12 protein-coding genes are annotated in these 14,646 nt (G+C 69.2%); 7 read left to right on the plus strand and 5 right to left on the minus strand.

Annotated elements, in window-relative coordinates; genetic code table 11:
- Positions 1-94: 94 nt before the first annotated feature.
- A complete protein-coding gene (locus CNO20_RS11950; RefSeq protein ID WP_101296359.1) occupies positions 95-304 on the minus strand; it encodes a TOBE domain-containing protein in 210 nt (69 codons plus the stop codon).
- A gap of 167 nt (positions 305-471) precedes the next feature.
- On the opposite strand from CNO20_RS11950, the gene CNO20_RS11955 reads away from it, so the two are divergent.
- Positions 472-1,299, plus strand: a complete 828-nt coding sequence (locus tag CNO20_RS11955; protein WP_101296360.1) for an endonuclease III domain-containing protein — start codon at positions 472-474, stop codon at positions 1,297-1,299.
- Here CNO20_RS11955 and CNO20_RS11960 read toward each other — a convergent pair.
- Together CNO20_RS11960 and CNO20_RS11965 are read right to left on the minus strand one after the other, a co-directional pair.
- Positions 1,218-1,775: a DUF7332 family protein gene (locus CNO20_RS11960; protein ID WP_199174836.1), complete on the minus strand. Its 558-nt coding sequence runs from the start codon at positions 1,773-1,775 to the stop codon at positions 1,218-1,220. The two genes, CNO20_RS11955 and CNO20_RS11960, sit on opposite strands and share 82 nt — an antisense overlap.
- Before the next feature lie 45 nt (positions 1,776-1,820).
- On the minus strand, positions 1,821-2,192 hold the full coding sequence (locus CNO20_RS11965; protein ID WP_101296361.1) for a methylglyoxal synthase: 372 nt from the start codon (positions 2,190-2,192) through the stop codon (positions 1,821-1,823).
- 180 nt (positions 2,193-2,372) lie between these two features.
- On the opposite strand from CNO20_RS11965, the gene CNO20_RS11970 reads away from it, so the two are divergent.
- A complete protein-coding gene (locus CNO20_RS11970) occupies positions 2,373-2,750 on the plus strand; it encodes a hypothetical protein (protein ID WP_199174837.1) in 378 nt (125 codons plus the stop codon).
- A gap of 149 nt (positions 2,751-2,899) precedes the next feature.
- On the opposite strand, the gene CNO20_RS11975 is transcribed toward CNO20_RS11970, so the two are convergent.
- A complete protein-coding gene (locus CNO20_RS11975) occupies positions 2,900-4,825 on the minus strand; it encodes a beta-CASP ribonuclease aCPSF1 (protein ID WP_101296362.1) in 1,926 nt (641 codons plus the stop codon).
- 267 nt (positions 4,826-5,092) lie between these two features.
- Here CNO20_RS11975 and CNO20_RS11980 point away from each other — a divergent pair, with 267 nt between their 5' ends.
- The 5 genes from CNO20_RS11980 (at position 5,093) to gltB (ending at position 14,060) form a co-directional block, all read left to right on the plus strand.
- Positions 5,093-5,587 carry a DUF7984 family protein gene (locus tag CNO20_RS11980; protein WP_101296363.1) on the plus strand — a complete coding sequence of 165 codons (495 nt, stop codon included), beginning with the start codon at positions 5,093-5,095 and terminating at the stop codon, positions 5,585-5,587.
- A gap of 170 nt (positions 5,588-5,757) precedes the next feature.
- Complete coding sequence (locus CNO20_RS11985; RefSeq protein ID WP_101296364.1) at positions 5,758-7,218, plus strand: sodium-dependent transporter; 1,461 nt, start codon at positions 5,758-5,760, stop codon at positions 7,216-7,218.
- Positions 7,218-7,535 carry a DUF8026 family protein gene (locus tag CNO20_RS11990; protein WP_101296365.1) on the plus strand — a complete coding sequence of 106 codons (318 nt, stop codon included), beginning with the start codon at positions 7,218-7,220 and terminating at the stop codon, positions 7,533-7,535. The genes CNO20_RS11985 and CNO20_RS11990 overlap by 1 nt, the downstream gene beginning before the upstream one ends.
- A 64-nt stretch (positions 7,536-7,599) precedes the next feature.
- Positions 7,600-9,117 carry a proline--tRNA ligase gene (gene proS / locus CNO20_RS11995; RefSeq protein ID WP_101296366.1) on the plus strand — a complete coding sequence of 506 codons (1,518 nt, stop codon included), beginning with the start codon at positions 7,600-7,602 and terminating at the stop codon, positions 9,115-9,117.
- Between the two features lie 323 nt (positions 9,118-9,440).
- Positions 9,441-14,060 (plus strand): glutamate synthase large subunit, encoded by a 4,620-nt coding sequence (gene gltB, locus CNO20_RS12000; RefSeq protein WP_101296367.1) that lies wholly within the window; start codon positions 9,441-9,443, stop codon positions 14,058-14,060.
- Between the two features lie 67 nt (positions 14,061-14,127).
- On the opposite strand, the gene CNO20_RS12005 is transcribed toward gltB, so the two are convergent.
- Positions 14,128-14,583 (minus strand): pyridoxamine 5'-phosphate oxidase family protein, encoded by a 456-nt coding sequence (locus CNO20_RS12005; RefSeq protein WP_101296368.1) that lies wholly within the window; start codon positions 14,581-14,583, stop codon positions 14,128-14,130.
- Between the last annotated feature and the right edge of the window lie 63 nt (positions 14,584-14,646).

A 14,646-nucleotide genomic window follows, 5' to 3' on the forward strand; every position in this document is an offset into this window, starting at 1 on the left:
CTCCCCGTCGCATACCGCTCTGTCTCGTCTTCATCTCGGTTCGTCGGCGACGGCGCACCCGAGAACGCGGAATGTGCGTCGACCCGGCGCTGCGCTACTCGGCCTCGATCATCACGTCCGTCGCCTTCACGACGGCGTTCACCCCGTCGCCCTCGTCGATCCCGAGGCGGTCGACCGAGTCGCGGGTGATGACCGCCGCGACGGTCTCTCCCCCCTCCGTTTCCACGACGACCTCCGCGAGAGGGCCGTCCGCGTCGATCGATCGCACCGTTCCGGCGAGCCTGTTTCGCGCGCTGAGAGGCATGTGCGATCGTTGTCGCCGAGCGGGCATGAACGTGTCCGCCCTTCCCGGTGCGCTCTCCGCCGACGCACCCCCGACCGGAACGCCGAGCGAGGCGCGACGCGCTCTGCGGTCGGACGGAGACCGCCGATTCCGGGTCGCTTTTGTCGCCGGCGCACCTCCCGTCGCGCATGCCCGAAGAGCCGGCCGAGAACATAAGCGGCGGCAGCGCCGGCGGCGGCGTCGAGGTCGACTTCGACCCCGCGGACGCCGGGACGCGCGCGGAGGCCGTCGTCGACGAACTCGGAGAGCTGTACTGGCGGAAGGCCTACGGCGGCCAGGACGCCTTCACGTGTCTCGTCCGGACGATCCTCAGCCAGAACACGAGCGACGTGGCGAGCCAGCCGGCGCACGACAGCCTGATGGCGCGGTACGGCAGGGACGGCGGCGACGATCCGGGTGACGACCTCGCCGCCGCGCTCGCCGACGCCGAGCAGTCCGAACTCGCCGAGACGATCCAGTCCGCGGGGCTGTACAACCAGAAGTCGGAGATGATCATCGGCGCGGCCGAGGAGATCGTCGAGGAGTTCGGCGGCGCGGACGGGTTCGACGCGTTCGTCCGCGACGAGGGGCCGGAGGCGGTCCGCGACCGCCTGCTGGAGATCCGCGGCGTCGGGCCGAAGACCGCCGACTGCGTGCTGCTCTTCGCCGGCGGCCGCGGCGGCGTGTTCCCGGTCGACACTCACGTCCACCGGATCGCGCGCCGGATGGGGCTCGCCCCGCCGGACGCGGACCACGAGACGGTGCGCGAGCACCTGGAGCGGGACGTCCCGGCCGAAAAGTGCGGTTTCGGGCATACGGCCATGATTCAATTCGGACGCGAGTACTGCAAGGCGCGGAAGCCCGCCTGCCTCGACGGTCCCGAGGCGTGCCCGCTCTACGACCTCTGTGACCGCGTGGGCGTCGACGAGATCGACGAGACGGTGGTCGATCCGGCCGAGGCCGCCGGGACGGAGTAACAGTCCGCGGCCCCGACCGGCCCGACGACGGGGAGTTCGTCGAGTTCGTAGTGGAGGCCGGGGACCATCGGCACTCGGAACTCGTAGCGGAAGGCGATCGAAAAGCGGGCGAGGGGATCCCGGAGGAACCGCGCGGGGTCCCCGACGCCCGCGAACAGGACGCCCGCTTCGAGGGCGACGATCCGGTGCCGTCCCGTCGAACCGGCGGCCTCGACGCCGAACGCGCCCGGTCCGCCGAGGTTCGTGACCAGCGACGTGTGCACGAGGAGGTCGATTCGGGGCCCCTCCGTCCCGACGACGAACTCGTGGCCGTTCGGGGGGAAACACGGGGCCGGGATCGGCCCGCCCGCGGTCGAGTCGGTCGCGTCCCGATCGGCCCCGTCGGCCGGCCCGACGCTCGCGGCGCCGGCCGATCCGGGAGCGACGGCGACCGCCAGGAGACCCAGGAGGACGAGCGCGACCGCGGCGAGACGCATGCCGGCCGTAGGCGGGCCCGCGACATAACGTTCTCGGGCGCTGACCTATCTGAGTTCTTCCAGTCCGGCGAGCAGCGCGTCCGCCGTGGCGAGGTTCGTCGCCAGCGGCACGTCGTGCACGTCGCAGATACGCATCAGCGCGGAGATGTCGGGCTCGTGCGGTTGCGCCGTGAGCGGGTCCCGGAGGAAGATGATCCCGTCGCAGTCGTCGGAGGCCACCTCCGCGCCGATCATGAGATCGCCCCCGATCGGGCCGGACGCCTTCCGCTCGATGTCGAGGCCGGTCTCCTCGATGAGCCGCTTTCCGGTCGTGCCCGTGGCGATGAGTTCGCACGTTTCGAGCGTCTCCTTGTGCTCCCTGGCGAACTCGATGAGCGCCGGCTTCTTCTCGTCGTGGGCGATGAGCGCGAGTCTCATACCTCCTTTCGTTCCGACGGGCTATTCAATCCTACCGGGTCGCTTCGAGCCCACCGTCGGTCCGAGTCGGTTTCGGCTCCTCGGGTCCGGCTCTGCTCTGGCACCGCCCTGGCTCCGAGACCGCTCCGACCCGGGGTCGGCCCGCAGACTGAAACGCCAGTCGCCCGAACCGGCGAACGCATGCCGATGAAAACGTACACGGTCGAAATCGCCGAGCGATCGCGGAGCGGCGGCCCGCCGTCGCGCGACGACGCTGACGGCAACGCGGAGGCCGAGTCCCCCGAGGGGATCGCCGCCGACGTGTACAACGAGGACGGGACGATCGAGGCGTCGGCCCGGACGAGCTACGACGACTACGGCCTCGAAGCCGACAGCGACGGCGGGCGGCCCGACCCGATCAGGCGGGAGGTGACCGCCGACGTGACGACGCTCGACGTGCAGTTCGAGCGCGGCGACGGCGGGTTCGAGTTCCGGGTGCTCGGCGACCGCGAGGAGCTCCTGAGAGAGCGCGTCTCCGACGAGGAATGGGGCCTGGGCGCGCGAGCGGAGCGCGAGTGATCGTCCGGTTCGACTCGCCGATCGCCCGGACCGGCCGGTCGATCGTTCGCGTCGGTCAGTCGATCGTTCGGGCCGGCCGGTAGGGCGGCGGGCTCGGTCGGCGGTTCGGGCGACCGGCGGCCGTCACCTGCATCAGAACGCCTCGACCGTCACTTGAACCGGAACGTCTCGAGGTTCTTCGGCGCGAACGTCCGCATGTTGAATTCGTGGTACAGCGCCGACGAGAGGTCCTGCACGGAGCGCTCGTCGCCGTGGACGCAGAGCACCTTCTCCGGCCGGGGGTTCATCGTCCGGACGAAGTTCATCAGGCCGTTGCGGTCGGCGTGCCCGGAGAAGCCGTCGACCGTCTCGACGTCCATCTTCAGCTTGAGCGTGTTGCTCCGACCGGAGCCGTTGCGGTCGTTGATCGGGACCTCGTCCCACCCGTTCTGGATGCGGCGGCCGAGCGTCCCCTGCGCCTGGTACCCGACGAAGACGAGCGTCGAGTCCGGATCCGGACCGACGTGGCGGAGCCAGGACATGATGGGTCCGCCGGTGACCATGCCTGAGGTCGAGAGGATGATGGCCGGGCCGGAGTCGGCGACCTCCTGCCGCTCGTCCTCGCCGCCGTCGATGTGGTTGAACTCGTCGGCGAGGAACGGGTTCTCGTTCTCGTGGAAGATGCGGTCGCGCAGTTCGTCGCGGAGGTACTCGGGGTAGGTCGTGTGGATCGCCGTCGCCTCCCAGATCATCCCGTCGAGGTGGACGGGCATGCTCGGGATCTTCCCCTTGCGCATCGCCTCCTCCAGGACGAGCATGATCTCCTGGGACCGTCCGACGGCGAACGCCGGGATGAGCACCTTCCCGCCCTCGTCGTGGGTTCGGTTGATGACGTCGATGAGGTTCCGCTCGGAGTCCTCCTGGTCGGTCTGGTAGTCGTTGCGACCGCCGTAGGTCGACTCCATCACGAGCGTCTCGACGCGCGGGAAGTCGTTGACCGCGCCGTTGAAGAGGCGCGTGTCCTTGTAGTGGATGTCGCCGGAGAAGGCGACGTTGTAGAGCCCGTCGCCGATGTGGAAGTGGCTCACGGCGGAGCCGAGGATGTGGCCCGCGTTGTGGAAGGTGAGCTTCACGTCCGGCGCGATGTCGGTCACGTCGCCGTACTCCAGGGGGATGGTGTGCTTGATCGCCTCGCGGACCATCTCGGACTCGTAGGGCGGCGTCCGGCCCTCCTTGGCCGCCACGTCCAGGTAGTCGAGCGTGAGGAGGCCCATCAGGTCGCGGGTCGGCTCGGTGCAGTAGATCGGGCCGTCGTAGCCGTACTTGAACAGAAGCGGGATCAGCGCGCTGTGGTCGAGGTGCGCGTGCGTGAGCACGACCGCGTCGATGGAGTTCGCCCCGGATCCGAGCGCCTCGGGGACCTGGAGGTAGGGGACCTCGCCCTCCGCGCCCGGCTTGTCGCCGCAGTCGATGAGGATCCGCGTCTCGGCGGTCGAGAGGATGAAGCTCGCGCGGCCGACCTCCCGACAGCAGCCGAGCGTGGAGATGCGCACCCACTGTTCGCGGCCCATCTCCTCGCGGTGGATCTGCCGGCCGACCCGTTCGAGAATGTCGCGGCGCTCGTCGCGCTCCTGCTTGAGGAAGTTCCGGACGTTGGACACCGTCGACGACTCGATCGGCGGTGTCCGGACGACTTCGGGCGTCCAGCCGACCTCCTGGGTGATCTCGCGCAGCGTCGAGCCGTGCCGGCCGATGACCATTCCGGGCTTTTCGGCCTCGATGACGACCTCGCCGGTGTCGACGTGGAAGTCGAGGTCCGTCACGCCCGCCTCGTCGGGGATCACCTTCAGGATCCTGTCCTCCGCCTCCCGGGAGTCGGAGAGGACGTCCGGGTCCGGCCGGACGGTGATTCGCTTGCGGAGCTTCGACGCCAGCTTCCGAATCAGGTCGCCGTTCCGGGCGAACTGCTTCGGATGTCTGGTGTACACGACGAGTTCGGGGCCCTCGTACTTGACGTCGGACACCGTGATCCCGCTCGGAAGCTCGTTTTCGATCTCTGCTTTCAGTTCTTCCAGTTGCCTGTCTACTGAACTCATGTGTCGAAGATACCCGTCCGTTTTGCGTCGGTTCGGGCTTCGCGCACTGCCGTCTCGACACGCGTCGGGCCCTGCGCGGACCCGCCGCCGGTCGATGCCACCTCGTGACCGTTCGTGTCGGAGAGCATAGTCGATGGTAGTACTGTCTGCTCGTGCCAGGTGCTCAACTGCGGGAAGAGGCAGTGAAAACCCGCTTAATCGCCAGTATTATCCCCCGATTATAAAAGCCTTCGCAAAAACGAAGCGTCGGCGACCCGTCCAGTGGCCATGGAACTCACTCCGGACGCCGTCGCGGACGAGCACAGGTGGGTCAGAGAGCGCGCAGACGTCGTCGTTCCCCTCGTGAACGCCGTCCGCGCGGAGCTCGGCGAGCGGTTCGCGACCGACGTGCGACCGATCACCCGCGAGCAGTACCGCGCCGCCGTCGACGAGGCGTTCGCCGACGGAGATCTCGCGGTCAACGCGGCCGCGCTCGTCGGCCTGCTCCGCGAACTCGACGTCGAGGGTGACTACCCGGGCTTCGTCGTCGACGAACTCCTGGGGCGCGAACTCGCCGCGATGATCGCGGGCAACCAGCCGCTCCGCCTGCTCGCCGAGGCGACCTTCCACTACGCGGACGTGATGCACCACCTCGACGACGACGCGGCCGGCGTCGACGACCTCGACGCCGCGCTCGCCGCGGGGATCCAGACCCGCCTGCCGGGGTGGGGCTGGACGGAAGGCGAGAGCCCCTTCGCGGTCCGCGGTCCAGACTCCGACTGATCCGTCCGCGTCGCCCCGCCTCCCCCGCGCGACTGCGGCTCTCTCCGCCCCGTTTCGACCCGATACCGTCGCGGCCGGGCGACATACTCGCGGACGCGAATTTTGTTTCCAATGTCGTGTGAAGAATAATTAAATACGACGTAAGTCCATGCAGTACGGTGTGATAACGTATGTCCTCCGACGCGCTTAAAACTGCCCGCGGACAGTGGGGGAGCCGGTTCGGGTTCCTCATGGCCATGATCGGCGCGATGGTCGGCGTCGGCAACATCTGGCGGTTCCCGTACGTCGCGGGCGAGAACGGGGGCGGCGCGTTCATCCTGGCGTACCTCCTGATCCTGTTCGTGATCGCCGCGCCGGGGCTGATCGCCGAAGTCGCCCTCGGGCGGTACACGGAGAAGGGGGTGATCGGCGCGTTCCGCGACGTCGTCGGCCCCGGCGGACTCGTCGGCCTCGGCGTCGTCGTCCTCCTGGTCAACGTCGCGCTGATGTCGTACTACTCGCCGCTCGTCGGGTGGACGCTCTACTACGCGGCCCACTCGTTCCTCTTCACCTTCACGAGCGCCGCGTTCCGACCCGAGCCGTTCCTCGACGGGTTCCTCGCGAACCCCGCCCTCACGATCGCGATGCACACGATCGTGATGGCGCTCGTCGCGGGCGTCCTGCTCTTCGGCATCCGCGAAGGGGTCGAGCGCGTGGTCGTCGTCGCCGTCCCGGCGCTCGTCCTCTCGCTGGCCGCCATCACGGTGCGGGCGGTCACCCTCCCGGGGGCCGACGAGGGGCTCGCGTTCACCTTCGGCGTCCGGTGGGAGTTTCTCACGTTCAGCAGCACCTGGATCGCCGCGCTCGGGCAGGCGCTCTTCTCCACCGGCCTCGGCTGGGGGATCGCGCTCACGGTCGGCAGCTACCTCCGGAAGTACGACGACGTCCCGCTCGGCGGCGGCATCTTCACGGCGATCGGCGAGTCGAGCGTCGCCGTCCTCGCGGCCTTCGCGATCTTCCCGATCGTCTTCGCGTACGGCCTGGCCCCGGACACGGGGGCGACGCTGGCGTTCGTCACCCTCCCGCAGGTGTTCTCGGAGATGGCCGCCGGCTGGATCTGGGCGATCCTCTTTTTCGTCGGCTTCTTCCTCGCGGCGTTCACCTCGGCCATCGTGATCACCGAGGTCGCCGTCACGACGGTCAGCGAGGAGACGCGGTTGAGCCGCAGGCAAACCGTCCTGGCGGTCTGCGGGCTGATCTGGCTCCTCGGCCTGCCGAGCGCACTCTCCGCGGACGTCCTCGACTTCGCGGACTTCGTCTTCGGCAACTGGGGGCTGCCGCTGGCCACGCTCTGCATCATCGGCGTCATCGGCTGGAAGCTCGGCCCGGAGCGGCTCCGCGTGCTCTCGGTCAACCAGAACGCGGGCGTCTACGTCGGCCGGTGGTGGAACGGCGTCGTGAAGTACGTCGTCCCGGCGATCATGCTGTTCATCATGGCGTACTTCGCCTACGACAGCTTCGGCGACCCGCGGATGATCGCCGGCATGGTCGTGCTCGTCTCGTTCCCGCTCGCCGGCTACGCGGTCATGCGCTACCTGGAAGGCGGCGAGGAGCCGGGGCCGTCCGGCAAGGCGGCGGGGGGCGACGACTGATGCCGCTCTCGGCCGACGTCTGGGCGATGATGCTGTTCGTCGTCGTCTCCTTCTGGGGAGTGGCGGGCTGGGCGCTCGTCCGGACGATGCGGCAGGAGGATCGGAAGGTCGAACTGCTCGAATCGCAGCGCGAACTCGACACGTACTCGCCGAAGGCGCTCGACGACCTCCGCGAGTGGATCGAGGCGCACCCCGACGATCCCTACGCGGCGGACGCGCGCGAGAAGTACAACGAGTGCGTCGAGACGCTCCGGACGACTGACCGGCACTTCTACGGCTGGAGCGACGAGCGGATCGCCCGCCTGGAGAAACTGTAGGGGCGGCGCGTCCGCCGCTCGACGAACACACCGAGTTTAATACCCTCGTCGGCCAGTTCCAGGTATGAGCGACGCACAGGAGCTCGGCATCACCGAGTCCAAGGAGCACAGCACCGGCGAGTGGTACGCCGAGGTCGTCCAGAAGGCCGGCCTCGCGAACTACGCGCCCGAGGGGATGAGCGGATTCATCATCACCCGCCCCCGCGGCTACGCCCTCTGGGAGCGGATCCAGTCGGACCTGGACGCGAAGTTCAAGGCCACCGGCGTGCGGAACGCCTACTTCCCCCTCTTCATCCCCGAGAGCTACCTCGAACGCGAGAAGGACATCGTCGAGGGCTTCGATCCCGAGGTCGCCTGGGTCACCCACGGCGGCCGCGAGGAACTGGAAGAGCGCCTCGCCGTCCGCCCCACGAGCGAGAGCATCATCGCGCCCTACATGAGCCAGTGGGTCCGCAGCCACCGCGACCTGCCCCTCCGCGTCAACCAGTGGTGCAGCGTCGTCCGCTGGGAGGCGACCGACACCAAGCCGTTCTTCCGCACGAAGGAGTTCCTCTGGCAGGAGGGCCACACCGCCCACGAGACCCGCGAGGAGGCGTGGGACGAGACGATGACCCGCCTCGACCAGTACGAGTCGGTGTACGAGGACACCCTCGCCATCCCCGTCCTCCGAGGGCGAAAGCCCGAACACGACAAGTTCCCCGGCGCGGACACCACGACGACCGTCGAGGCGCTGATGCCGGACGGGAAGTCCGTCCAGGGCGCGACGAGCCACTACCTCGGGACGAGCTTCGCCGAGGCGTTCGACATCACGTTCTCCGACCCCGACGAGGAGGAGCGGGTGGCGCACACCACCTCGTGGGGGCTGTCGTGGCGCGCGCTCGGCGCGCTCATCATGACCCACAGCGACGATCAGGGGCTCGTCGTCCCCCCCGCGATCGCGCCCGAGCAGGTTGTCGTCGTCCCCATCTGGCAGGAGGACACGAGGGACGCCGTCCTCGAGTACGCCGAGGGGATCGCGGCGGACCTCCGGGAGGCCGGCGTCCGCGTCGAACTCGACGACCGCGACGAGCGCAACCCCGGGTTCAAGTTCAACGAGTGGGAGCTGAAGGGCGTCCCCGTCCGGTTCGAGATCGGCCCCAACGAGGTCGACGACGGCGAGGTGACGGTCGTCCACCGCCCCGACGGCGAGCAGGTCGTCGAGGCCCGCGACGGGATCGTCGACGCCGTCGAGGACCACTTCGACGAGGTGTACGGCAAGTTGTACGCGCGCGCGGAGGAGAACCTCGCCGAGAACGTCCGCGACGCCGACAGCCGGGAGGAGATCCTGGGCACGATCGGCCGCTACGGCGGCTACGTCCGCGCCCCCTGGTGCGGGGACGAGGCCTGCGAGGCCGAGATCAAAGAGCAGATCGCCGCCGAGATCGTGATGGTTCCCTTCGAGGACGACGCCGCGTCGGAGACGCGACGCGGAGACGACACGGCCTTCGCCGGTGAGGATCTGCGGCTCGACCTCGAAGGCCGCGACTGCGCGGTCTGCGGCGACGAAGCCGTCGAAACCGCGTACTTCGCCAAGTCGTACTGAACGGCGCTCCAGTCGACCGCCCCGTCTCCGCTCACGCTCGTTCGCCTCCGAGCCCGCGGCGGGCGCTCGCTCGTCCGAACCCGCCGCAGCCACTCGACCCGAGGGCGCACGCGGACGCGACCTCGCATCCGAGGGCGTCGGCAGGCGCGCCCTCGCTTCGAAGGCGCGCACAAGCACGCCCTTGCTTCGAATGCGTGCTTGTGCACGCCCTCGCTTTGCAGAACCGTGAACGACATGTATTCCTTATATTCCCTTATGTGGTGTTAGTACGCACTTATTCTTTCAGGGGTAGGCTGATAAGCCGGAAGTTCTTTTGAGGTCTCATGACCAAGCCACAGAGTGACGAACACCCCGTAGGGTTGGCCGATCCGACCGACGAACGGTCCAACTGCGGGGTCGGCGCCGTGATCGACCTCGACGGCGGCCGCTCCCACGAGACGGTCGCCGACAGCCTGGCGCTCCTCGAGAACCTCGAACACCGCGGCACCACCGGCGCGGAGGAGAACACCGGCGACGGCGCCGGCATCCTCGTCCAGCGCCCAGACGAGTTCTTCGAGGCGACGCTCGACGTCGCCCTGCCGGAGACGTACGCGGTCGGATCGCTCTTCATGCCCCGCGACGACGCGGCCCGCGAGGCCGTGACGGAACTGTTCGAGGAGGCGCTCGCCGGGTACGGTCTCGACGTGTTCCACTGGCGCGACGTGCCGACCGACAACGCGGACCTCGGCGAGACCGCGCTCGAATCCGAACCGGACGTGTGGCAGGCGTTCGTCCGGCCCGCCGAGAACGGGGTGACGGTCCGCGGCGACGACGCGGTATCGGCGTTCGACCGCGCGCTCTACGTCGGCCGACGCGCCGCCGAGAACGCGATCGAAGCGGCCGAAATCGACGGCTCCGGCCGCTTCTACGTCTGCTCGCTGCACCGCAAGACGCTCGTGTACAAGGGCCTCCTGAAGGCCGAACAGCTCCCGACGTACTACCCGGACCTCGCCGACGAGCGGATGCAGACGACGCTCGCGCTCGTCCACGCGCGCTTCTCGACGAACACCCTCGGGGCGTGGCACCTCGCGCACCCGTACCGGAACATCATCCACAACGGCGAGATCAACACCATCCGGGGCAACGTCAACTGGATGCGCGCCCGCGAGACGGACCTCGAACACCCGGACCTCGGCGACGAGATAGACACGCTCAAGCCGGTGACGGTCGCAGACCAGAGCGACACGGCGTGCGTCGACAACGTGGTCGAGCTCCTGCTCCAGTCGGGGCGGGAGCTCCCCCACGTCCTGCGGATGCTCATCCCCGAGGCGTACCGCAACGACGACGCCATGGACGCCGACCGGCGCGACTGGTACGACTTCCACGCCAGTCTCGTCGAGCCGTGGGACGGCCCGGCGCTCGTCGCGGCGACCGACGGCGACCGCGTCGCCGCCGTGCTCGACCGCAACGGGCTGCGCCCGTGCCGGTACGACGTCACCGCCGACAACCGCCTGATCATGGCCAGCGAGGTCGGCGCGCTCGACGCGGAACCGAGCGAGATCGTAGAGCGCGGCCGCCTCAAGCCCGGTCAGCTGTTCATGGCCGACCCCGAGGAGGGCCGCGTCATCCCCGACGAGGAGGTGTTCGAGTCGCTCACGGACCGCAAGTACGGCGAGTGGATCCGGGAGGAGCAGCGCCGCCTCGCTGACCTCGCCGACGACGGGGACCACGCGACCCGCGGGGAGGTGGACGCGCTCCGCGCCCACCAGGCGGCGTTCGGGTACACCCACGACCAGCTGAACCACCTCATCGAGCCGATGGCGAAGCAGGGGAAGGACCCGGTCGGCTCGATGGGCGACGACACCCCGCTTTCGGTCCTCTCGGAGATCAACCGGCCGCTTTTCACCTACTTCAAGCAGCTGTTCGCGCAGGTGTCGAACCCGCCGATCGACTACATCCGCGAGGAGCTGGTGACGAGCCTCGAGAGCCGGCTCGGCCCCCAGCGGAACCTCCTCGACGAGTCGCCCGAGCACGCCCGACAGCTCGTCCTCGACTCGCCCGTCCTGACCGACGCCCAGACGGAGGCGATCAAGGACCTCGGCGGCGACGGTGCCGCCTCGGCTTCCGACCTCGGCGGCGGCGACGCTTCGGACGGCCTCCGCTCGGCCGTCGTCGACATGACCTACGAGCGCGGCGACGGCGACGGGGGGGCGGCGCTGGAGGCGGCCGTCGAACGCCTCCGCGAGGACGCCCGCGAGGCGATCGAGGGCGGCGCGGACATCGTCGTGCTCTCCGACCGGAACGTTGGCCCCGACCGCGTGCCGATCCCGAGCCTGCTGGCGACGGGTGCGGTCCACCACTCGCTCGTCCGCAACGGCCTGCGCAACCACGTCGGCCTCGTCGTCGAGTCCGGCGACCCCCGCGAGGTTCACCACCTCGCCACGCTCGTCGGCTACGGCGCGGGCGCGGTCAACCCCTACCTCGCCTACCAGACGATCGAGGACATCGTCGCCGGTCCCGACGGGGCCGACGAGTCGGCCGCCATCGCGGCGTACAAGAAGGCGCTGGAGGACGGCCTCCTGAAGACGATGGCGAAGATGGGCATCTCGACGGTCGCCTCCTACCAGGGCGCGCAGATCTTCGAGGCGGTCGGGCTCGACTCCGACCTCGTCGGCGAGTACTTCGAGGGGACGGAGATCCGGACCGAGGGCATCGGGCTGCCCCAGATCGAGGAGGACCTGCTCACGCGCCACGTGGTCGCCTTCGGGAGCGAGGACGAGCCGAAGCTCGACCGCCAGGGCGAGTACGAGAACCGCTCGGGCGGTCTGCACCACCAGTGGAACCCGAAGACGGTCGGGACGCTCCAGCAGGCGGTCCGCTCGGGCAGCTACGAGAAGTACGGCGAGTTCGCCGAACTCGTCAACGACCAGTCCGAGGAGCTGCAGACGCTGCGCGGCCTCCTGGAGTTCGAGAGCGACCGCGACCCCGTCCCGATCGAGGAGGTCGAACCCGTCGAGGAGATCGTCACGCGCTTTTCCACGGCGGCGATGTCGCTCGGTTCCCTGTCGCCCGAGGCCCACGAGAACAACTCCATCGCGATGAACCGCATCGGCGGGAAGTCGAACTCCGGCGAGGGCGGCGAGCCGCCGGAGCGGTTCGGCACGGAGAAGGAGTGCAACGTCAAGCAGGTCGCCTCCGGCCGCTTCGGCGTGACGAGCCACTACCTGACCTCGGCCGACGAGCTCCAGATCAAGATGGCCCAGGGCTCGAAGCCCGGCGAGGGCGGCCACCTGCCCGGCAAGAAGGTCAACGAGATGATCGCCCACGTCCGCTACTCGACGCCCGGCGTCGGCCTCATCTCCCCGCCGCCGCTGCACGACATCTACTCCATCGAGGACTTAAAGCAGCTCATCCACGACCTGAAGGTGGCGAACCCGGAGGCCGACATCAACGTGAAGCTCGTCTCCGAGGCGGGCATCGGCACCATCGCCGCCGGCGTCGCCAAGGCCAACGCCGACGTGGTCCACATCTCGGGCCACTCCGGCGGCACCGGCGCGTCGCCGAAGACGTCGATCAAGAACGCGGGCCTCCCGTGGGAGCTCGGCCTCGCCGAGGCGAACCAGATGCTCCGCGCGACGGGCCTGCGAGACCGCATCCGCGTGTCGACCGACGGCGGGCTGATGACCGGCCGCGACGTGGCCGTCGCGGCGCTCCTCGGGGCCGAGGAGTACGTCTTCGGGACGGCGTCGCTCGTCACCTCCGGCTGCGTGATGGCCCGGCAGTGCCACGAGAACACCTGTCCGGTCGGCGTCGCCACCCAGGACGAGAACCTCAGACAGCGCTTCCCCGGCCAGCCAGACCACGTCATCAACTACATGTCGTTCATGGCCCAGGAGCTCCGCGAGATCATGGCGGAGCTCGGCTTCCGAACGCTCGACGAGATGATCGGCCGGCCGGAGCTCCTGCGCCAGCGCGAGACCGACCACCCCAAGGCGAAGCACCTGGACCTCTCGGCGGTCATCGCGAAGCCCGCGGGCGACCAGCGGATCAAGACGAGAGAGCAGAGCCACTCCGACCTCGACGCGCAGCTGGACCGCGAACTCATCGCCGAGGCCGAGCCGGCGCTTGCGTACGGCGAGTCCGTCCGCGTCGGAAAGCCGATCTCGAACGTCGACCGCGCCGTCGGCGCGATGCTGTCGAACCGCGTCTCGAAGCGCTACGGCGGCGAGGGGCTCGCGAGCGACACGATCACCTGCGAGTTCGACGGGATCGCGGGCCAGAGCTTCGGCGCGTTCCTCGCCCGCGGCGTGACGATGGGGCTCACGGGCGCGGCGAACGACTACGTCGGCAAGGGGCTCTCCGGCGGGAAGCTCGTCGTCCGCACCCCCGAGGACGCCGCCTACGAGGCCGACGAGAACGTCCTCGTCGGCAACGTCGCGCTCTACGGCGCGACCGAGGGAGAGGCGTACATCAACGGCGTCGCGGGCGAGCGCTTCGCCGTCCGCAACTCCGGGGTGAAGGCCGTCGTCGAGGGCGTCGGCGACCACGGCTGCGAGTACATGACGGGCGGCGTCGTCGCCGTGCTCGGCGAGACGGGCCGGAATTTCGCGGCCGGCATGTCCGGCGGCGTCGCGTACGTGTACGACCCCGACGAGGCGTTCGCGGAGCGCGTCAACTCCGGGATGGTGTCGCTCTCGCCCGACCTCGCGGAGCGCGACGAGGCGATGCTCCGCCGACTCGTGGAGAACCACGCCGAGTACGCGGACAGCGAGCGCGCGCGGGAGCTGCTCGACGACTGGGCGACCGCGGTCAAGAACTTCGTGAAGGTGATGCCCGATGCCTACGCCGAGGTCATAGAACGGGACGGCCGCGAGGACGTGCGCGACGCGCTCCCCCGGCCGGCGAGCGCGGCCGTCGAGGGCGCGCTCGACTCCGAAAGCGAGGCGGTGTCGAGCGGCGACTGAGGCGGGGCGGCGACGGGTCGCCGACGGGTCGCCGACGGTCGACAGCGGATCGGCGGCGGCCTCCCGCTCAGGCGTCCTCGCCCTTCAGCCCGCTCACTGATTCGGCGCGCAGCCCCCAGATCCTGAGCTTCTGCATCGGATCCGCCTCCGAGAACAGGCTCGGATACCATGCGTTGTCCTCGAACGCCTCCATCGCGGCCGGCCGATCGGACCGCTCGACCTCCGCGATCGGCCCTTCGACGATCACGCTCCGCCAGTCGTCGGGCGTGTTCGCCTCGTAGACGACGAAGCTCGCCCGCTCCGTGCGCTCGCTCAGCTCCGACTTTTTGCTCCGCTCGCCGAATCCGACGAAGGCGAAGTACAGGCGCGAATCGCCGTCGTACCCGAAGGAGATGGGAACCCCGTACGCCACGCCGTCGTCGGCGAGCGAGAGCACGCCCGTCCCCCGTTCTCGGAGGAACGCTTTCGCCTCCCGTTCGTTCATTCGATTCCCCGCTAATCGATCGACGTCGCTCGCTGTCATGGTGGTCGTCCTTCGGAGAACACAAGGCGTCCCAGCGACATATGTGTGCGCTCCGTTCGCACG

Source organism: Halegenticoccus soli, assembly GCF_002844195.1.
GTDB lineage: Archaea > Halobacteriota > Halobacteria > Halobacteriales > Haloferacaceae > Halegenticoccus > Halegenticoccus soli.

Excerpts from the sequence above, each read along its gene's own strand:
- gltB (WP_101296367.1), top strand. The coding sequence starts at position 9,441 with ATGACCAAGCCACAGAGTGACGAACACCCCGTAGGGTTGGCCGATCCG.
- CNO20_RS11980 (WP_101296363.1), top strand. The coding sequence starts at position 5,093 with ATGGAACTCACTCCGGACGCCGTCGCGGACGAGCACAGGTGGGTCAGA.
- proS (WP_101296366.1), top strand. The coding sequence starts at position 7,600 with ATGAGCGACGCACAGGAGCTCGGCATCACCGAGTCCAAGGAGCACAGC.
- CNO20_RS11990 (WP_101296365.1), top strand. The coding sequence starts at position 7,218 with ATGCCGCTCTCGGCCGACGTCTGGGCGATGATGCTGTTCGTCGTCGTC.
- CNO20_RS11975 (WP_101296362.1), bottom strand. The coding sequence starts at position 4,825 with ATGAGTTCAGTAGACAGGCAACTGGAAGAACTGAAAGCAGAGATCGAA.
- CNO20_RS11970 (WP_199174837.1), top strand. The coding sequence starts at position 2,373 with ATGCCGATGAAAACGTACACGGTCGAAATCGCCGAGCGATCGCGGAGC.
- CNO20_RS12005 (WP_101296368.1), bottom strand. The coding sequence starts at position 14,583 with ATGACAGCGAGCGACGTCGATCGATTAGCGGGGAATCGAATGAACGAA.
- CNO20_RS11950 (WP_101296359.1), bottom strand. The coding sequence starts at position 304 with ATGCCTCTCAGCGCGCGAAACAGGCTCGCCGGAACGGTGCGATCGATC.
- CNO20_RS11955 (WP_101296360.1), top strand. The coding sequence starts at position 472 with ATGCCCGAAGAGCCGGCCGAGAACATAAGCGGCGGCAGCGCCGGCGGC.
- CNO20_RS11960 (WP_199174836.1), bottom strand. The coding sequence starts at position 1,775 with ATGCGTCTCGCCGCGGTCGCGCTCGTCCTCCTGGGTCTCCTGGCGGTC.
- CNO20_RS11985 (WP_101296364.1), top strand. The coding sequence starts at position 5,758 with ATGTCCTCCGACGCGCTTAAAACTGCCCGCGGACAGTGGGGGAGCCGG.
- CNO20_RS11965 (WP_101296361.1), bottom strand. The coding sequence starts at position 2,192 with ATGAGACTCGCGCTCATCGCCCACGACGAGAAGAAGCCGGCGCTCATC.